Origin of the sequence: Pseudomonas sp. Pseusp16 (assembly GCF_047324915.1) — a bacterium.
GTDB lineage: Bacteria > Pseudomonadota > Gammaproteobacteria > Pseudomonadales > Pseudomonadaceae > Aquipseudomonas > Aquipseudomonas fluorescens_CD.
The window spans coordinates 6875198-6893712 of sequence record NZ_CP168522.1; the positions used below are offsets into that span (position 1 = coordinate 6875198).

General features: G+C 54.9%; 17 protein-coding genes. 10 read left to right on the top strand and 7 right to left on the bottom strand.

Annotated features, from left to right (window positions below; translation table 11 throughout):
* The first annotated feature begins 112 nt into the window (after window positions 1-112).
* The 6 genes from wecB to ACEN8Q_RS31290 all read left to right on the top strand — a co-directional run bounded on the left by wecB (window position 113) and on the right by ACEN8Q_RS31290 (window position 7028).
* Window positions 113-1243 (top strand): non-hydrolyzing UDP-N-acetylglucosamine 2-epimerase, encoded by a 1131-nt coding sequence (wecB, locus tag ACEN8Q_RS31265; protein ID WP_057713778.1) that lies wholly within the window; start codon window positions 113-115, stop codon window positions 1241-1243.
* Between the two features lie 14 nt (window positions 1244-1257).
* The gene (locus ACEN8Q_RS31270; RefSeq protein WP_057713779.1) at window positions 1258-2511 is read left to right on the top strand and encodes a glycosyltransferase family 4 protein; all 1254 of its coding nucleotides are present in this window, start codon (window positions 1258-1260) and stop codon (window positions 2509-2511) included.
* A gap of 3 nt (window positions 2512-2514) precedes the next feature.
* Window positions 2515-3480, top strand: coding sequence for a UDP-glucose 4-epimerase family protein (locus ACEN8Q_RS31275; protein ID WP_407514871.1), 966 nt, complete (start codon window positions 2515-2517; stop codon window positions 3478-3480).
* Complete coding sequence (locus tag ACEN8Q_RS31280) at window positions 3477-4508, top strand: MraY family glycosyltransferase (RefSeq protein WP_413704216.1); 1032 nt, start codon at window positions 3477-3479, stop codon at window positions 4506-4508. Before ACEN8Q_RS31275 ends, ACEN8Q_RS31280 begins: the two co-directional genes overlap by 4 nt.
* An 83-nt stretch (window positions 4509-4591) precedes the next feature.
* Window positions 4592-6586 carry a polysaccharide biosynthesis protein gene (locus ACEN8Q_RS31285; RefSeq protein WP_413425569.1) on the top strand — a complete coding sequence of 665 codons (1995 nt, stop codon included), beginning with the start codon at window positions 4592-4594 and terminating at the stop codon, window positions 6584-6586.
* A 112-nt stretch (window positions 6587-6698) separates the two neighbouring features.
* Window positions 6699-7028, top strand: coding sequence for a ComEA family DNA-binding protein (locus tag ACEN8Q_RS31290; RefSeq protein ID WP_413425572.1), 330 nt, complete (start codon window positions 6699-6701; stop codon window positions 7026-7028).
* Window positions 7029-7098: 70 nt separating this feature from the next.
* Here the strand turns inward: ACEN8Q_RS31290 and ACEN8Q_RS31295 are convergent, their stop codons facing one another.
* Window positions 7099-8379, bottom strand: coding sequence for a Wzz/FepE/Etk N-terminal domain-containing protein (locus tag ACEN8Q_RS31295; protein WP_413425574.1), 1281 nt, complete (start codon window positions 8377-8379; stop codon window positions 7099-7101).
* Between the two features lie 395 nt (window positions 8380-8774).
* Between ACEN8Q_RS31295 and ACEN8Q_RS31300 the strand changes: the two genes are divergently transcribed.
* Window positions 8775-9569, top strand: coding sequence for an SDR family NAD(P)-dependent oxidoreductase (locus ACEN8Q_RS31300; protein WP_057713784.1), 795 nt, complete (start codon window positions 8775-8777; stop codon window positions 9567-9569).
* A gap of 31 nt (window positions 9570-9600) precedes the next feature.
* Complete coding sequence (gene fabF / locus ACEN8Q_RS31305; RefSeq protein WP_413425576.1) at window positions 9601-10875, top strand: beta-ketoacyl-ACP synthase II; 1275 nt, start codon at window positions 9601-9603, stop codon at window positions 10873-10875.
* Here fabF and ACEN8Q_RS31310 read toward each other — a convergent pair.
* The 6 genes from ACEN8Q_RS31310 to rfbB all read right to left on the bottom strand — a co-directional run bounded on the left by ACEN8Q_RS31310 (window position 10872) and on the right by rfbB (window position 16375).
* Entirely contained in the window at window positions 10872-11429 is a 558-nt protein-coding gene (locus ACEN8Q_RS31310) for a TetR/AcrR family transcriptional regulator (protein WP_111281854.1), read from the bottom strand. The two genes, fabF and ACEN8Q_RS31310, sit on opposite strands and share 4 nt — an antisense overlap.
* A gap of 167 nt (window positions 11430-11596) precedes the next feature.
* A complete protein-coding gene (locus tag ACEN8Q_RS31315; RefSeq protein ID WP_079246726.1) occupies window positions 11597-11764 on the bottom strand; it encodes a DUF2897 family protein in 168 nt (55 codons plus the stop codon).
* A 136-nt stretch (window positions 11765-11900) separates the two neighbouring features.
* Complete coding sequence (gene eat, locus ACEN8Q_RS31320; protein WP_413704217.1) at window positions 11901-13265, bottom strand: ethanolamine permease; 1365 nt, start codon at window positions 13263-13265, stop codon at window positions 11901-11903.
* A gap of 239 nt (window positions 13266-13504) precedes the next feature.
* The gene (gene rfbD, locus ACEN8Q_RS31325) at window positions 13505-14374 is read right to left on the bottom strand and encodes a dTDP-4-dehydrorhamnose reductase (RefSeq protein ID WP_413704218.1); all 870 of its coding nucleotides are present in this window, start codon (window positions 14372-14374) and stop codon (window positions 13505-13507) included.
* A gap of 46 nt (window positions 14375-14420) precedes the next feature.
* Window positions 14421-15296: a glucose-1-phosphate thymidylyltransferase RfbA gene (gene rfbA, locus ACEN8Q_RS31330; RefSeq protein WP_413425583.1), complete on the bottom strand. Its 876-nt coding sequence runs from the start codon at window positions 15294-15296 to the stop codon at window positions 14421-14423.
* Entirely contained in the window at window positions 15293-16375 is a 1083-nt protein-coding gene (rfbB, locus tag ACEN8Q_RS31335; protein WP_413425585.1) for a dTDP-glucose 4,6-dehydratase, read from the bottom strand. The genes rfbA and rfbB overlap by 4 nt, the downstream gene beginning before the upstream one ends.
* Before the next feature lie 344 nt (window positions 16376-16719).
* On the opposite strand from rfbB, the gene kdpF reads away from it, so the two are divergent.
* Together kdpF and kdpA are read left to right on the top strand one after the other, a co-directional pair.
* Complete coding sequence (gene kdpF, locus ACEN8Q_RS31340) at window positions 16720-16809, top strand: K(+)-transporting ATPase subunit F (RefSeq protein WP_007899818.1); 90 nt, start codon at window positions 16720-16722, stop codon at window positions 16807-16809.
* An 8-nt stretch (window positions 16810-16817) separates the two neighbouring features.
* Complete coding sequence (gene kdpA / locus ACEN8Q_RS31345; RefSeq protein ID WP_413425587.1) at window positions 16818-18512, top strand: potassium-transporting ATPase subunit KdpA; 1695 nt, start codon at window positions 16818-16820, stop codon at window positions 18510-18512.
* Window positions 18513-18515: the final 3 nt, after the last annotated feature.

Consider the following 18515-nt stretch of genomic DNA (forward strand, 5'->3'; position numbering starts at 1 on the left):
TCCATTAATGGCCCCCATTGGGCTTCATCCATGCTAATGGATAGCGTTAGTGGCAGTTGAAGATTAGAATTGTTGATCGTTTTTATCACTTATTAAAATGTGACGTTTAAAAATGAAAAAATTGAAAATCGTTACCGTAGTGGGTACTCGCCCGGAAATCATTCGTCTGTCGCGCGTCATGGCCGCTCTGGACAGGGACTGCGACCATGTTCTAGTGCACACCGGGCAGAATTATGACTATGAATTGAACGAGATTTTCTTTCAGGATCTCGGTATCCGTAAACCCGACCACTTTCTGAATGCTGCTGGTGCAACAGGTGCGGAAACCATCGGTAACGTCATTATTACCGTTGATCGCGTGCTGGCCGAGGTTCAGCCTGAGGCTCTTCTCGTCCTCGGCGACACCAACAGCTGCATGGCGGTCATTCCCGCCAAACGTCGCAAAATTCCGACCTTCCATATGGAAGCTGGTAACCGCTGCTTCGACATGCGTGTACCTGAAGAGATCAACCGACGTATTGTGGATCACACCGCAGATATCAATTTAACTTACAGTACCATTGCGCGTGACTATCTGCTAAGTGAAGGTTTGCCACCAGACAGGGTCATCAAAACTGGCAGCCCGATGTTTGAGGTACTTAATTATTATCGTGAAGGTATCGATTCTTCGGACGTGCTGGAGCGGCTTGGGCTTGAGCAGGGCAAGTTTTTTGTAGTGAGCGCACACCGTGAAGAAAATATTGATTCCGATACTAACTTCGGCAAGCTTGTTGACGTGCTCAACGCAGTCGCGGCGCACTATGACTATCCGGTAATTGTTTCCACTCACCCGCGGACACAGAAGCGTGTCGATGCCATGGGGGTGAAGTTTCACGAGAATGTTCGTCTGTTAAAGCCGCTCGGCTTCAAGGACTACAACAAGTTGCAGCTTGAGTCCAAAGCAGTACTTTCCGATAGCGGTACGATCAATGAAGAATCCTCCATTCTCAATTTCCCGGCGTTGAATATCCGTGAGGCGCACGAGCGTCCAGAGGGTATGGAAGAAGCCGCTGTGATGATGGTTGGCCTTGAGTCCGAGCGAGTGATGCAGGCCTTGCAGGTGCTGGACGGTCAAAGCCGAGGCGAGGTTCGCAGTCTGCGCCTGGTGGCAGACTACAGCATGCCGAATGTGGCCGATAAGGTGGTTCGAATCGTTCACAGCTACCTTGATTATGTAAATCGCGTGGTTTGGAAAAAGTATTGAGTTGAGCTGTGGGAATGTCTGAGAATAAATTAAGGATTTTAGTAGTTACTCAGTATTTTTGGCCTGAGAATATGCGTATCAATGATTTGGTACGCGATTTTTCGGATAATGGTCATGAGGTGACTGTTTTGACAGGATGGCCCAACTATCCTGAAGGCGCGGTATTCTCTGAATATAAGACCAATCCTGAGGGCTTCAAGAGTTACTTTGGTGCACGTATAGTCCGAGTTCCATTGGTCTCGCGCGGCAAGAGAAGTATCCGCTTGATGCTAAATTACCTTTCTTTTTTTTTCAGCGCTTCCACAATAGGTGCTGCGAAACTCCGTAACGAAAAATTCGATGCGGTTTTCGTATATGCGGTTTCTCCGATTATGGCTGCGATTCCGGCGGTTGTAATTGGACGTATGAAGAAAGCTCCGGTTTATGTTTGGGTTCTTGACCTATGGCCGGAAACCCTTCGAGCTGTTGGCGTATTGCGCAATCCTACCCTGCTGGCAATGGTTGGGCGCGTGGTTTCGTGGATCTATAACCGCGCCGATTATTTGCTTTTACAATCAGAAGGCTTCTCAAGCAGTGTAAAGCAATATTGCACTAAAGAGATTTCTCCAGAGCGCTTGGTTTATTTTCCAAGTTGGGCGGAAGATGAATTTTCGGGCTGTCCAGAAAAGTCATCAAGTTTGCTAGAGCGGGATGACTCTACCTTTACGGTCGTTTTTGCCGGTAATTTGGGTGACGCTCAGGATTTGCCAGCAGTGCTGGATGCCGCTGAGTCCTTGAAGCATAGCGCCTCAGTACGCTGGGTAATCGTCGGGGACGGCCGCATGAGTAAGTGGCTGGGCGAGCAAGTTGAATCAAGAGGCTTGCAGAACGTATTGCTGCTGGGCCGGCACCCGCTGAGCGCCATGCCAGAAATCTTTGCCTGCGCGGATGCGTTACTGGTTTCGCTGAAAACCAACGATGTGTTTGAAAAAACAGTTCCCGGGAAAGTTCAAGCCTATTTGGCATCGAGCAAACCAATCCTGGGGATGATCAATGGTGAGGCTGCGAGAATTATTGAGGACTCCGGTTGCGGTTACACCTGCCCTTCAGGAGATGCTCAGGGGCTTGCGCGAATCACCCTGAAAATGGCAACCACGGATTCTGTTCAGCGTGAATTCATGGGGCAGGCCGGCCGTTCGTATTATTGGAGCCACTTTTCGAAAGTTACTCTTTTACGACGTTTGGAAGCACTGTTCCGTGCAGGGACTTTACGAAGGGATGTCAAATAAATAATGACGAAGTCAATATTTTTAACCGGTGCAACCGGGTTCGTAGGCGGAGCAGTTTTTAGCCGTTTGCTCACGGATAATTACACTGTTATTGCCGCTTTACGTAAAGGGACGGACTTACGTGAAGATCATGTTGCGAAGATTCACGTAGACAACATTGACGGAACCACTGACTGGCAGGGTAGTCTTGCCGGCGTGGACGTCATCATACATTCAGCAGCTCGTGTTCATGTAATGAATGACACTGAAGCCAACCCCTTGGCTGCCTTTAGGCAGGTCAATGTGGATGGCACGCTCAACTTGGCACGTCATGCGGCTGCGGCCGGTGTTCGACGGTTTATCTTTATCAGTTCGATCAAGGTAAACGGAGAAGGCACATTGCCAAACACCACCTATTCGCCTGAGGATACACCTGCCCCGGCAGACCCGTATGGCATTTCCAAGATGGAGGCAGAGCAGGGGCTTCGTGAGCTCGCGGCGAAAACGGGTATGGAGGTTGTCATTATCCGCCCAGTGCTGGTTTATGGCCCCGGGGTAAAAGCTAATTTCCGGAATATGATGCAGTGGCTTGATAAAGGTGTTCCCTTGCCTTTCGGCGCCATTCATAACAGCCGCAGTCTGGTCGCCCTGGATAATCTGGTGGACTTGATTCTCACCTGCATCAGTCATCCCGCGGCGGCCAACCAGACATTCCTGGTCAGTGATGGCGAAGATCTTTCTACAACGCAGTTGCTGCGAAAAATGGCATTTGCTCTTGGGCGGTCGGCGCGTCTATTACCAGTGCCGTCCTGGGTATTAGGTGGCGGTGCGACAGTGTTGGGCAGAAAAGACCTGTCAAATCGACTGTGTGGGTCTCTGCGGGTAGACATCAGTAAAACGCGCGCCCTGCTTGGTTGGTCTCCACCGGTCTCGGTGGATGACGCTCTGAAAGCTACCGCACAATATTTTCGAGAAAGTAAAATAAAATGATTTATTGGTGGTTGATTCCCGCGGTGGCTGGTGTTTCATTGATATTAACTGCGCTACTGCGTCGTTATGCTTTGGCTCGCAGCATTGTTGATATTCCCAACGCTCGAAGTTCTCACTCGATACCAACTCCTCGCGGTGGCGGAGTTGCGATTGTTCTCGCGTTCTTGCTGGTACTGCCTTTTCTGGGTTGGGCTCAACTGGTCTCGTTGCCCGTATTGGTGGCTATCGGGGGGGCAGGGGCATTAGTAGCTGTGGTCGGCTTTATGGACGACCACGGTCATATCGCTGCTCGTTGGCGCTTGCTTGGACATTTTTGTGCTGCCGCTTGGGCTTTGATCTGGCTGGGGGGCTTACCTCCCCTCACCTTGTTCGGAATGAGCGTCGATCTTGGCTGGTTTGGTTATATTTTGGCTGCTTTCTATTTGGTATGGATGCTGAATCTGTATAACTTCATGGACGGAATCGACGGTATCGCCAGTGTTGAGGCGATTTGCTCCTGTTTGGGAGCCTGTCTGCTCTATTGGTTGAGCGGATTTGAAAACCTGATGTGGGTGGCGGGAATGTTGGCCATGGCCGTAGTGGGATTCTTGTTCTGGAACTTCCCTCCAGCACGAATTTTTATGGGGGACGCCGGTAGCGGGTTCCTTGGTGTAGTGCTTGCTGTCATCTCTATACAGGCTGCCTGGACGGCGCCGCAATTACTCTGGGCCTGGCTGATTTTATTGGGGGTTTTCATTGTTGATGCGACCTTCACTTTAATTCGACGCCTTGTTCGTGGTGATAAAGTTTACGAAGCTCATCGCAGCCACGCTTATCAGTTCGCATCGCGCAGATATGGCAAACACCTGCCAGTGACTCTAGCGGTAGGGGCAATTAACATTGGATGGTTGCTGCCCATCGCACTGTGCGTGAGTTACTTCGGGCTGGATGGCGCGTTAGGTCTGGTTCTTGCCTACATTCCCTTAGTGATTTTGGCGGTGAAGTTCCATGCGGGCGAACTCGAAAGAAGCCAGATGTTCGGCAACTGATTCATGGGTTTTTGAAGTGACGAGTGCGTCAGGAGACGTACACGCGTTCAACTGGGAAGCGTTTCGAGGTGTACGAGGGCGTTATGGATAAGTTACGCACGCTGTTGCTGGGGTTGCCGCGTCGGCAAAAGCGCCTCATTCAGGTTTCGACGGATGTCATTCTGGTATGGGTAGCGCTTTGGCTGGCATTTTTGGTACGGCTCGGCATTGACGACATGGTCAATCCGCTGATTGCCCACACTTGGCTTTTTTTGAGTGCCCCGGTGGTCGCAATCCCTTTGTTCATCCGCTTTGGCATGTATCGTGCTGTGATGCGATATTTTGGCAACGATGCTCTTATAGCGATTATCAAAGCGGTCAGTTTGTCGTCTCTAATTCTTGGTGTATTTGTTTATTGGTACAGCAATCATCAAAATCTTGTTCCGCGGTCGATCATTTTCAACTATTGGTGGCTGAGTCTGATTATGGTTGGCGGATTGCGTCTGGCGATGCGGCAATACTTCCTGGGTGATTGGTTTGCTGCTGCGCAGCATGTACCTTTTACCAATAGGGACGACGGTTTACCCAGAGTCGCCATTTTTGGCGCTGGCGCGGCAGGAAATCAGCTGGTAGCCGCACTGCGTATGGGGCGCATGATGCGTCCGGTGGCCTTTATAGACGATGACAAGAGCATCGCTGATCGTGTTATTTCCGGGCTTCAGGTTTATAAGCCAAAGCATATTCAACAGATGATCGACGAGACAGGGGCTCAGGAAATTCTGTTAGCAATTCCTTCTGCTAGTCGTGGCCGGCGTCGCGAAATTCTTGGTTTCCTCGAAGGTTTTCCGCTCCATGTTCGAAGCGTTCCCGGATTCATGGACCTGGCTAGTGGCCGGGTCAAAGTCGATGACATTCAGGAAGTAGACATTGCCGACCTGTTGGGGCGTGACGCTGTTCCGGCCCAAGGTGATTTGCTGGAGCATTGCATAACGGGACAATCTGTTCTGGTCACCGGCGCTGGCGGATCAATTGGCTCAGAACTATGTCGTCAGATTCTTTCTTTGCGACCGACGACGCTTCTGTTGTTTGAACATAGCGAGTTTAATCTCTACAGCATCTTGTCCGAACTTGAGCAGCGCGTAAGCAGAGAATCGCTCTCTGTTCGTCTTTTGCCTATCCTGGGATCGGTACGAAATAAGGAAAAATTACTAGATGTGATGAGGGTCTGGCGCGTAGATACGGTTTATCACGCGGCAGCTTACAAGCACGTACCGATGGTTGAGCACAATATTGCCGAGGGTGTACTAAATAACGTAATCGGTACACTCAATACCGCTCAGGCGGCGTTAATGGCGGGTGTCGCCAACTTTGTTTTGATATCGACAGATAAAGCGGTGCGCCCGACAAACGTAATGGGCAGCACAAAACGTCTCGCTGAGTTGACGCTACAGGCGCTCAGTCGAGAACTTGCCCCGGCACTATTCGGTGATGACACCAACGTTTCGCGGGTAAACAAGACGCGCTTCACTATGGTACGTTTTGGCAATGTTCTTGGGTCCTCTGGTTCGGTCATCCCGTTATTTCACAAGCAGATTAAATCCGGCGGGCCACTGACGGTCACCCATCCCAAGATCACTCGTTATTTCATGACTATTCCCGAGGCGGCCCAGCTTGTAATCCAGGCAGGTTCGATGGGGCAGGGTGGCGACGTCTTTGTATTAGATATGGGAGAGCCAGTAAAAATCGTAGAGCTTGCTGAAAAGATGATCCATCTTTCGGGCTTGAGTGTGCGTTCGGAAAAGAACCCGCATGGGGATATTTCTATCGAGTTCACTGGTTTGCGACCCGGCGAAAAGCTTTACGAAGAGCTGCTGATTGGTGACAACGTGGCGGCCACCCAGCATCCGATGATCATGACTGCAAATGAGGACCATCTTCCCTGGGATGTACTCAAAATCAAGCTGGCAGAATTACTTTGCTCGATTGAACAGGACGATTACGTGCGTGTCCGCCAACTTCTACGCGAAACCGTCAGTGGTTACGCTCCTGACGGCGATATCGTCGACTGGATCTACCAGCAGCGCCGTTTGGAACCTTGATTGCTTCACATTCGGAAACGTACACGTTTTTGACAGTTCCATAACATGGCCTAAATTGGGGGAGCAGCTTAGGAAAAGCTGCTTCTTTCAACTCATGTCATGGAGCATCATCATGCGTAAAGGTTACTTCTACTCTTTGTTTTTTGCCCTTTTGAGCGGCGCTTCTGTTGCAGCTATTGCTGCTCCGGAAGCTAAAGCTGTTGAGTCTTCCAGGGTCACGGAAGCTGCTACTAGAGCGAACACCTATAAAGTTGATCTCAATGGTGCAGATGCACAAACACTTCAACGTGAACTAATCGGTGTCGGGGAGGCGAAGGCCAAGGCAATTGTTGCGTATCGTGACAATAATGGGCCGTTTGCGTCAGTGGATGAACTCCTTGAGGTCAAGGGGATTGGTAAGGCAATTCTGGAAAGTAACCGAGACAGGATTGAAGTGAATTAATCGCGAGAGTCAGAAAAAGGCCGATCATTGATCGGCCTTTTTATTGGAGCGGGAAATAAGTTTGCAGCTTTTAGTCTTCAATCGCTTTTTTAGGCAGCATGATTGTCCGGACAGCAGCGAGCATTGTTCCGAGCATCAGTCCGAATATCAAACCTAAACCAACGATTAACGCCTTCCTCGGCTTGATAGGGCCTTGCGGGGGAGACGCCGGCCTGTCGATATTAACCAGATTAATCTGTTCAAAATTGACATGCAGATTTTTCAAGTGTGCCAGCTCTTCCCTGATCTCTCCCAGGCCTTTTAAGAACAGCTCTTCGTTACTACGCTGTTTAAGCAGAGCAACTTTTCGGTTGTTAGCGAGAAGACTGAGCTCTTTCTGGATTTCATCAACGCGAGGTTCAGTAAAATCATCGGAGTTTCGGGCGACGAGTGTTGCGCGCTCTGCTTCAAGTGCCGACTGCCCCATAAAATACAGAGGTATTTGTTGGTTGCTTACTTCTGTGCGAATCATGTTGCCTTGCCTTGTCTGCCCAGCCTCTCCAAGGGCAGATGGCGTGGTAGGGGTAACAATTCCCAGATTTTTGGCAATCGATATTGCCTCATCCAACTGTTTCACACGATTTTGTCGACGGGTTTGCAGTTGTTGTCGCAGGGCTTTGAGTTCGTCCTGTAGAGTTTCTTTTTTTAACTGATCCTTTTCAAGGAGTTCTGCGATTTCTGAGTCTTTTTCGGCTTCATAGGCAGCTTTCTTGGATAACAGCTTTTTTTCTGTTTGCGCGATCCGGTTCTCAATAAGTGTTTTAAAATCCGCTTCGACTTTTTCTTTTTCGCGTTTGACTACAAACTCGGTAAAGTTGTTAACAATAGCCACCCCATCCACGCCAGATGGATACTCTACGCCAAGTTGAATTGCTTCCGAAAGATTAGCAGTTTTTTTAGGGTCGATTTGTTCGACTGTAAACGCACTGGTATTGAAACGTTCGAGGGTCTCCTCGATTGACTTGCCGTTGGCTTGTAGGGGAGCGAGTAAACCCGGATTGGCCTGGAAGAAACTTAAACGTTCGGTATAAGAATCCATGGACGAACCAATGCGTCTTAAGGCTTGCTCTGGTTGAATCTTATAAAGGCCGGACTCGTTTAACATGTCCAGGTCTGTAGCTGCCACAGGCCTGATTTCGTTCTGTACTCTATATTGAGGTTGCGCCGTTAATGCATAAGTTACTGCGATCGCTGTGGAAAGCCCGGTGAAGAGCAGAATAATAGATCTTTGCTTCCATAAGTCGCGAAGAAACTCTGTAATATCGATTTCATGATGTTCAATGTCAGGACGTATTTTTGTAGGGAAGTTCATGAAACCCTCAAATTACAAAAAGTCAGCTGGCGTTGAGAAATGCTCTATCGGTCTTCGCTGACAGTGGTGGTGAAAAATAATTAGTAACGTTTTGCATTCTCCCGTATCTACATTCTGACGGCAAGCTGTTGACAAGTTAAACCGCTGTTTATGCAATCTATTCCTACTCAGCGGAGCCGGCAGACTCCGCAGTATGCAGCAGGCAGGTCTTTGGTGCGTTGCTGTAAGGGTTCGAGTTACCGTCGTGCTGAAGGAGGGGACAGGAAGGGGCCATATTTTTGGGCTTGTCCGCGTGGCCGCTTGCCCGTCAGAAAAATTATGTGTGTAATAAAACAGTTAAATTATGCTTATAATGAAATCTCTGTTCTCATCCTAGTGTTCCCAGGAGCATAGTCATGAACTCTACCCAGTCCCAAGGTACGGCCCTCGTCACCGGTGCTTCTTCCGGCATCGGGGCGGTTTACGCTGAGCGGTTGGCAGCTCGTGGTTTTGATTTGTTGCTGGTGGCTCGCGACGAGCAGCGACTGGAGGCGGCGGCGAGCACACTGCGCACGGCGCATGGGATCAAGGTCGAAGTGCTGAAGGCGGATCTGACCCAAAAACAAGACGTGCTGCAGCTCGAACAGCGGTTACGCAGCGATTCAAGTATCAGTTTGTTGCTCAATAACGCCGGCGTGGCGGCGGACGGGCTATTGGCCAATGCCGATACCGATCAACTGGAGCGAATGATTCAGTTGAACATCACGGCGGTCACGCGATTGGCCGCGGCGGCTGCAGCCAGTTTTACCAAGGCCGGGCGCGGCACGATCATCAATATTGCATCGGTGGTGGCGTTGTTCCCCGAGCGTTTCAATGCGACGTACAGCGCCAGCAAGGCCTATGTGTTGAGCTTGACTCAATCGTTGAACGCCGAGCTGGATGGCACCGGTGTGAAGATCCAGGCGGTCCTGCCCGGTGTGACACGCACCGAGATCTGGGAGCGTTCTGGTATCGATGCGTCAGAGATTCCTGCGGACATGGTGATGGAGGCGGGCGAGATGGTCGATGCGGCGTTGTCGGGTCTGGACCAGGGTGAATTGATCACCATTCCTTCGTTACCGGATACGGGCGATTGGGATGCCTTTGTGGCGGCGCGTCTTGTGATGGCGCCGAACCTTTCCAAAAGCAAGGCCGCTGCCCGTTATCGGTAAGCGCCATCAACCGGCTTGAGGTATGTGTGGTATGAGTAATTGTCGTGTGGTTGTAACAGGTATGGGCCTGGTGTCGCCGCTGGGGAGCGGTGTCGAAGCGGTATGGGAGCGTCTGCTGGCCGGGCGTTCCGGGCTGCGCAATCTGCCGCAGGAGGTGGTTGCCGATCTGCCGGCCACGGTCGGTGGTGCCGTGCCTACGCTGGCCTCCGATCCGGAAGCGGGGTTCGATCCGGACCGGGCAACCCCACCCAAGGAACAGAAGAAGATGGACCGCTTTATTCTGTTCGCCATGGAAGCGGCGCGTCAGGCACTGGAGCAAGCCGGCTGGCAGGCGCTGGACGCCAACGCCCAGGAGCGCACGGCCACCATCATCGGTTCAGGTGTGGGCGGTTTCGGCGCGATTGCCGACGCGGTGCGTACCACCGATAGCCGTGGTCCGAGACGTTTGTCGCCATTCACTATCCCTTCGTTTCTGGTCAACCTGGCGGCAGGTCATGTGTCGATCCAGCATGGCTTCAAGGGGCCATTGGGCGCGCCGGTCACGGCATGCGCCGCCGGGGTTCAGGCAATTGGCGACGCGGCGCGGCTGATTCGCGCGGGCGAGGCGGATATCGCGGTGTGCGGCGGTGCGGAAGCGGCGATCGATCGGGTCAGCCTTGCCGGGTTTGCGGCTGCTCGCGCCTTGTCCAGCGCTTACAACGAAACGCCTGAACGCGCTTCACGACCTTTCGACAGTGGTCGCGACGGTTTTGTCATGGGCGAAGGGGCCGGGCTGCTGGTCATCGAGTCTCTGGACCATGCACTGGCCCGGGGCGCCCAGCCCTTGGCGGAGCTGGTCGGTTACGGCACCAGCGCCGATGCCTATCACCTGACCGCCGGCCCCGAAGACGGCAGCGGCGCGCGGCGAGCGATGTCGTTGGCATTGGCACAGGCAGGTGTGTCACCGGCTCAGGTTCAGCATCTGAATGCTCATGCAACCTCGACTCCGGTGGGGGATCTGGGTGAGCTGGCGGCGATCAAGGCATTGTTCGGTGCACAAAATGGCATCGCTGTGACATCAACCAAGTCGGCGACCGGGCATTTGCTCGGCGCCGCGGGTGGACTCGAAGCGATCTTTACGCTGCTGGCGATCCGTGACCAGATTGTGCCGGCGACCCTCAATTTCGAGAGCCCGGACCCTGCCACTGAAGGTGTGGACATCGTTCATGGCGCAGCACGGCCGATGGCCATCGAATATGCGTTGTCCAACGGCTTCGGATTTGGCGGGGTCAATGCCAGTGTGCTGTTCAAGCGTTGGCAGGGTTAATCCTGTGAGTGTTTGAGGTGTTCGCGTGCGACGTCGAGAATCCGTTGGGCAAACTCGGCGTCGGCCACGCTGCGCGATAACAGCAGGGCTCCGACCAGCGTGGACATGATGACGATACTGCGGTCTGCGGTGTGTTCGCCGCCAAGGGTGTGCTGGATCTGATCGAGTCGCGCCTGGAGCACGACGTCGCTGGTTGGACTCGGTTGACCACGTAGCCCCAGTTCCGAGGAAATGGTCAGCAGCGGGCAACCTTCGTGAGGCGAGGTTTGATGCCATTCGGAGAGGTAGGTATCGATGAAGGCTTCGAGTGGATGCTCCTCTGCGAAGATTTGCGCGCACAACTCGTCGACCTGTACACCAGCCTCCTGCAAGGCTTTCTCCACCAGCTCGTCTTTGGACTTGAAGTGCGAGTAAAAGCCACCGTGGGTCAAGCCCAGAGCTTTCATCAGGGGTTGCAGCCCGGTCGCGCCGATACCATCGCGTCGAAATCGCGCTGAAGCTTCCTTGATTATGCGTTGGTGAGTCTGGGCTTTATGGTCCTGCGAGTAACGCATCTGATATCTCCGCATCAATGCGGCCCATATTAACCAATGAAAATTGCATGGTGACTGTACTTCTACTTCTAAAAAGCATGCAGATGCTTCGATATCAGTACAAAGCGGTATGATTGCAGGCACTTTCACGCAAAAACAAACCCCGCCGGTCAAGGCGGGGTTTTCAGTCAGCGGTCCTGCGCTTCCTTGGCGTCCATTTCCGCATTGCGTTCGGCGACGCGCTTACGTTGCTCTTCGGTCAGTTCGACCTTGTTGGCGGTGTCGCGCAGCATCATCAGACCACCAACGATCGAGCCGATGGCAACGACCAGAATCAACCAGGCATACCAGGGCATAGGACTCTCCTTGAAAGCAGGCGGGCGAGGGTTCGCCAACCGATCGTGCATACCACTTTGAGTGATGGGGTTTCATCGCAGTTCCATCGCTATCACTCCATTCTATGCCTGTTGTTCAAGGTTCACTCGAACCCATTCAATGTCCAGTGAGCATCGCATCCGCCGGTGCGTCGGCGCGCAATTGCGCGGTGAGCATGAAGTACACGAAACCTGCCGCCATGAAGGCCAGGAAGATCAGACCTATCAATGTGTTGAACCAGGCCATCGCCACCAGGCACACCACCGCCAGCATCAGAGCAATGAACGGCACCAGCGGGTAGCACGGGGCGCGGAAGGTGCGCTCCAGATTCGGCTCGGTTTTACGCAGTTTGAACAGGCTGAGCATGCTCATGATGTACATCACGATGGCGCCGAACACGGCCATGGTGATCATCGCGGCGGTCAGCGTCATGCCGCCGAGGTTGATCAGGCCGTCGCTGTAGATGGCTGCAATGCCGATTACTCCGCCGGCGATGATCGCCCTGTGCGGGGTTTGAAAGCGCGACAACCTGGCCAGGGACGCCGGCAGGTAACCGGCCCGGGCGAGGGCGAAAAACTGCCGCGAGTAGCCGAGAATGATCCCGTGGAAGCTCGCCACCAGGCCGAACAGGCCGATCCACACCAGCATGTGCAGCCAGCCCGAGCTTTCGCCGACCACGGTTTTCATCGCCTGCGGTAGCGGGTCGTTGATGTTCGACAGGGTGCGCCAGTCGCCGACGCCTCCGGCGAAGAACATCACGCCCATCGCCAGCAGCACCAAGGTCAGGATACCGCTGATGTAAGCCTTGGGAATCGTGCGCTTCGGGTCCTTGGCTTCTTCGGCGGCCATGGCTGCGCCTTCGATGGCGAGGAAGAACCAGATGGCAAAGGGAATCGCTGAGAACATCCCGGCAATTGCCGGAGCACCGAACACGTCGGAGCCGGCCCAGCCATTGAGCGCGAAGTTGCTGAAGCTGAACGCCGGGGCGACCACGCCCATGAATACCAGTAACTCAACGACCGCCAACACGCAGACCACCAGTTCGAAGGTCGCCGCCAGTTTTACCCCGAGGATATTGAGGCCCATGAATACGATGTAGGCGCCGACTGCCGCGTGTTTCGGGTCCAGGGCTGGAAACTGGACATTGAGGTAGGCGCCGATGGCCAGGGCAATCGCCGGTGGGGCGAAGACGAATTCGATCAGTGTCGCCAGCCCGGCGATCAACCCGCCTTTTTCGCCAAATGCGCGACGGCTGTAGGCAAAGGGACCGCCAGCATGAGGAATGGCGGTGGTCAGTTCGGTGAAACTGAAGATGAAGCAGGTGTACATGGTGGCGACCATGAACGAGGTGACGAGAAAGCCCAAAGTCCCGGCCACGCCCCAGCCATAGCTCCAGCCGAAATACTCCCCGGAAATCACCAGCCCGACCGCAATACCCCACAGGTGCAGCGTGCCCAGCGTGGGTTTGAGTTGTGTGTTCATGCGTTTGCTCCCTGAGTGGTTTGGAAAGCTCAGGGGAGGGCAGTGCAGTGGGCGTGCCATTTTGCGAGGGTACGTCGTAATGGCTGGAAAGCTGTCGTATCGGGGATGTTCGCCTCTGAATACACGAAATTTGTGCGTCAGTCAGGGGCGCCGCTACTTCAAATGCCGCTTTCGCGAGCAAGCCCGCATGCCCGCTACCGCTGCAACGCGGGTATGCCGGTACGGGCAGCGGTTGATGCTCAGGTTTGTTCGGTAAGGCATTCGCGTAGCGCCGTTTGCCAGTCAGGTTGACTGACGCCCCAGTCGGTTTGCAAGCGACTGCAATCCAGGCGCGAGTTGAGCGGTCGGGCGGCGGGGGTCGGGTAGTCGCTGGTCGGAATCGGTATCAGTTTGGCGCAGGGCTTGCCCTGTTGTCGCAATGCTTCGCCGATAGCCTGTGCAAAGCCAAACCAGGAAGTTTCACCTTGAGCGGTCAGGTGATAGGTACCCCAGTTTGCAGCCGTCTTCGTCTGCCAGCGTTCAATCAAGGCAAGGGTGCTGTTGGCGATTGTACCGGCCCATGTAGGCGCGCCGATTTGATCGGCGACCACACGTAGCTCCGGTTTTTCTTGCAGCAAACGTTGCATCGTCAGCAGAAAGTTACGGCCATGAGTCGAATAGACCCAACTGGTACGCAGGATCAGGTGTTTACCTTGCACGTCCCTGATCGCCTGCTCACCGGCCAGCTTGCTCTTGCCGTATACCCCGAGCGGATTGGGCATGTCGTCCTCGTTGTAAGGCCCGGCTTTCGTCCCGTCGAATACATAGTCCGTGGAGTAATGAATCAACGGGATATCGAGTGCCAGCGCTTCTTCAGCAAGGATGCCGGGAGCAACCGCGTTAATGGCAAAGGCTGATTGCGGCTCGCTTTCTGCCAGATCAACCGCTGTATGGGCCGCTGCGTTGATGATCAGATCGGGCCGGATGTTTTGCACCTGACGGCGAATCTGATCGGGTTGCGCGAGATCGAGCTGATCGCGACCCAATACGATCAGTTCGCCGACAGCCCCCAGTCGCCGTTGCAACTCATGTGAAACCTGGCCGTGCCGGCCATTGATGAGTACTTTCATGGGCGCAGTCCAGTCTCGTCGCCGGGCAAATCGGGCTCACGCAGGTTCATTGCTCTTCCCCTGCCAGTTTGGCCAGGTACTGGCCATATCCGGTCTTGCCGAAGTACCGGGCGCGCTCCAGCAGCTGCTCACGGTCGATCCAGCCGTTTTCATAGGCTATCTCTTCGAGACAGGCGACTTTGAGGCCTTGGCGGTGTTCGATGGTTTGCACGTATTGAGAGGCTTCGAGCAGGCTATCGTGGGTGCCGGTGTCGAGCCAGGCGAAACCTCGACCAAATCGCTCGACCTGCAGATCGCCACGTTGCAGATAGGCATTGTTGACATCGGTGATCTCCAGTTCGCCGCGAGGCGAAGGTTTCACCGCCTTGGCGATCTCGATCACATCATTGTCGTAGAAATACAGGCCGGTCACGGCATAACTGGATTTCGGCTTTTTCGGTTTTTCTTCGATCGAAAGCGCACGTCCGTCGCTGTCGAAATCGATGACACCGAAGCGCTCGGGGTCTTTGACCCAGTAACCGAACACGGTGGCACCGGAGGAGCGCTTTGCCGCGTTCTGCAATTGTTCGCCAAAGTGCTGACCATGGAAGATGTTGTCACCCAGGATCAGGCACACGGGGTCATCGCCAATGAACTCTTCGCCAATCAGAAAAGCCTGGGCCAGGCCGTCCGGTGATGGCTGCTCGGCAAAGGTGAAGTTCACCCCGAACTGGCTGCCGTCACCCAGCAGATTGCGATACTGAGGTAGATCCTGCGGGGTGGAGATCAGCAGGATATCCTTGATGCCGGCCAGCATCAGCACCGAGATCGGATAGTAGATCATGGGCTTGTCGTAGACCGGCAACAGCTGTTTCGACACTCCGAGCGTAATCGGGTGCAGGCGCGTACCCGAGCCACCCGCCAAAACGATGCCTTTCATCATGCGAGCAGCTCCTTGGGATTGATGGCGCCAAGGCGTTCACCCTGATAGCTGCCATCTTGAACTCGGCGGCACCACTCCATGTTGTCCAGGTACCATTGAACGGTTTTGCGCAAGCCGGTTTCGAACGTTTCTTCCGGCACCCAGCCCAGTTCGCGTTCAATCTTGCTGGCATCGATGGCATAGCGTAAGTCATGACCAGGACGATCCTGGACGAACGTGATCAGGTCGGCGTAATGCGCAACGCCCTCAGGCTTGTGCGGTGCCAGTTCTTCCAGCAGGGCGCAGATGCCCCGTACCACGTCGATGTTCTTTTGTTCGTTGTGCCCGCCGATGTTGTAGGTCTCGCCGACGGTGCCGGTGGTGACCACTTTGAGCAGTGCCCGGGCGTGATCTTCGACAAACAGCCAGTCGCGTACTTGCAGGCCATTGCCATACACCGGCAGCGGCTTGCCGGCCAAAGCATTGAGGATGACCAGCGGAATCAGTTTTTCGGGGAAGTGGAACGGCCCGTAATTGTTCGAGCAATTGGTCAGCAGCACCGGCAGGCCATAGGTTCGCTGCCAGGCGCGGACCAGGTGGTCGGACGCGGCCTTGCTGGCGGAGTAGGGCGAGCTCGGCGCGTAGGGCGTCGTTTCCGTAAACAGATCGTCGACACCGTGCAGGTCGCCGTAAACCTCGTCAGTGGAAATGTGATGGAAACGGAAGGCGCTTTTCTCAGGCTCCGGCAGGGCTTGCCAATAGGCGCGGGCGGCCTCGAGCAGGCTGTAGGTGCCGACGATGTTGGTCTGGATGAATTCCGATGGCCCGTCGATGGAACGATCGACGTGGGACTCCGCTGCCAGGTGCATGATCGCGTGAGGCTGGAAACGAGCCAGCACGGCTGCGACAGTCACCTGATCCACGATATCGGCCTGAACGAACTCGTAGCGAGTGTCGTTGGCAATGCTGGTCAGTGATTCGAGATTGCCAGCATATGTCAGTTTGTCCAGGTTGAGCACTTCATGCTCGGTGTGTTGAATCAGCTCGCGAACAAGGGCCGAGCCTATGAAACCGGCTCCGCCGGTAATAAGGATACGCACGTTGGGCCAGCCTTTTTCAGTAATGCGAATGGCGGTAGCTTGCAGGCGCGAGCGGGGAGGTGCAAGAGTTCTTGACCCCATAGGGTTGCGTCGCGCCAATCAGGCTGGATTATCCATGACTTGCGGCCACCACTCACTACTCTCGTGCAAAATTCAGGGCACCCGGCACAAAACGCCCGGTTTTCCCCGAAGCGGAACGCCTTCCCGCACTCTGTAACCCCTGCGTAAACCCACTCTTTACGCTTTCTTTATGCGCCGCGCGCACTCTCGGTCTCGTTCCTTTACAGCCTCCTTTCCGACAATGACTCCACACGCGGCAATACGCCGTAACACGGAGAACTTCCATGAGCGTTCTGGACGGAGTGTCACTGCTGTTGGCAGTGGGGCTGTTCATTTATCTGTTGGTTGCGCTGTTGCGCGCGGACCGGAACTAGGAGCGGCTATGCACAGTCATGATTATTGGCTGATCCTCGCGTTTTTCGCGGTGGTATTGGTCCCGGCACCGTTTCTCGGGCGCTTCTACTACAAGGTGATGGAAGGACAGCGCACCTGGCTGACGCCGATTCTCGGCCCGGTCGAACGCGGTTGTTATCGACTGGCCGGCGTCGATCCGCAGGCCGAACAGAGCTGGCAGAAGTACACGCTGGCTCTGCTTGCGTTCAACCTCGCGGGTTTCCTGCTGCTGTTCGCGATTCTGTTGTTCCAGGACCACTTGCCACTGAACCCGCAAAACCTGCCGGGCCAGGAGTGGACGCTGGCGTTCAACACCGCCATCAGTTTCATGACCAACACCAACTGGCAGGCCTACAGCGGCGAAGCGTCGTTGAGCTATCTGAGCCAGATGGTCGGCCTCACCGTGCAGAACTTCGTCAGCGCCGCCACCGGCCTGGCAGTTCTGGTTGCGCTGTGCCGCGGCATCGGTCGCAAATCCACGGCATCGCTTGGCAATTTCTGGGTCGACATGACCCGCGCCACCCTCTACGGCCTGTTGCCGCTGTGCCTGCTGCTGGCGCTGTATCTGGTCTGGCAGGGCGTGCCGCAAACCTTCGCGCAATACGTGAATGCGGTGACCGTGCAGGGCGTTGATCAAGTGATCCCTCTGGGGCCGGCCGCCAGCCAGATTGCGATCAAGCAATTGGGCACCAACGGGGGCGGTTTCTTCGGCGTGAACTCGGCGCACCCGTTCGAGAACCCGACCGCCTGGTCCAACCTGTTCGAGATGGCATCGATCATCCTGATCCCGGTGGCGCTGGTGTTTACCTTCGGCCACTACGTGAAGGACCTGCGCCAGAGTCGCGCAATCATCGCCTGCATGCTGGCGCTGTTCCTGATCGGCGGCGCGACCTCGCTGTGGGCTGAATACCAACCGAACCCGGCGTTGAACAACGTCACCGTCGAACAGACCGCGCCGCTGGAAGGCAAGGAAGCACGCTTTGGCACCACCGCCACCGTGCTGTGGTCGGTGACCACCACGGCCGCGTCCAACGGTTCGGTGAACGGCATGCACGATAGCCTCAACCCACTGAGCGGCATGGTGGCGCTGGTCAACATGATGGTCGGCGAAGTGATCTTCGGCGGCGTTGGTGCCGGGCTCTACGGCATGTTGCTCAACGTGCTGATCGCGGTGTTCCTCGCCGGCCTGATGATTGGCCGTACTCCGGAATACCTCGGCAAGAAACTGCAGGCCAGAGAAGTGCAATTGCTGGTGGTGACCCTGATGGTCATGCCAATCGGCGTACTGGTGCTCGGCGCGATCGCCGCCAGCCTGCCAGGCCCGGTGGCTGCCGTGAGCAACCCTGGCGCCCACGGTTTCAGTCAGCTGCTCTACGCCTACACCTCGGCCAGTGCCAACAACGGCTCCGCGTTCGGCGGCTTTGGTGCCAACACCCCATTCCACAACCTGATGCTGGGGCTTGGCATGTTGATCGGTCGTTTCGGTTACATCCTCCCGGTCCTGGCCCTGGCCGGCAGCCTGGCGATGAAGAAAACCGCACCGATCGGCCAGAACAGCTTTCCGACCCACGGCCCGCTGTTCGTCACCCTGCTGACCGTGACCATTTTGCTGGTGGGTGGTTTGACCTTTTTGCCGACGTTGGCGTTGGGTCCGATTGCTGAACACTTGAATATGGGCTTCTGAGGA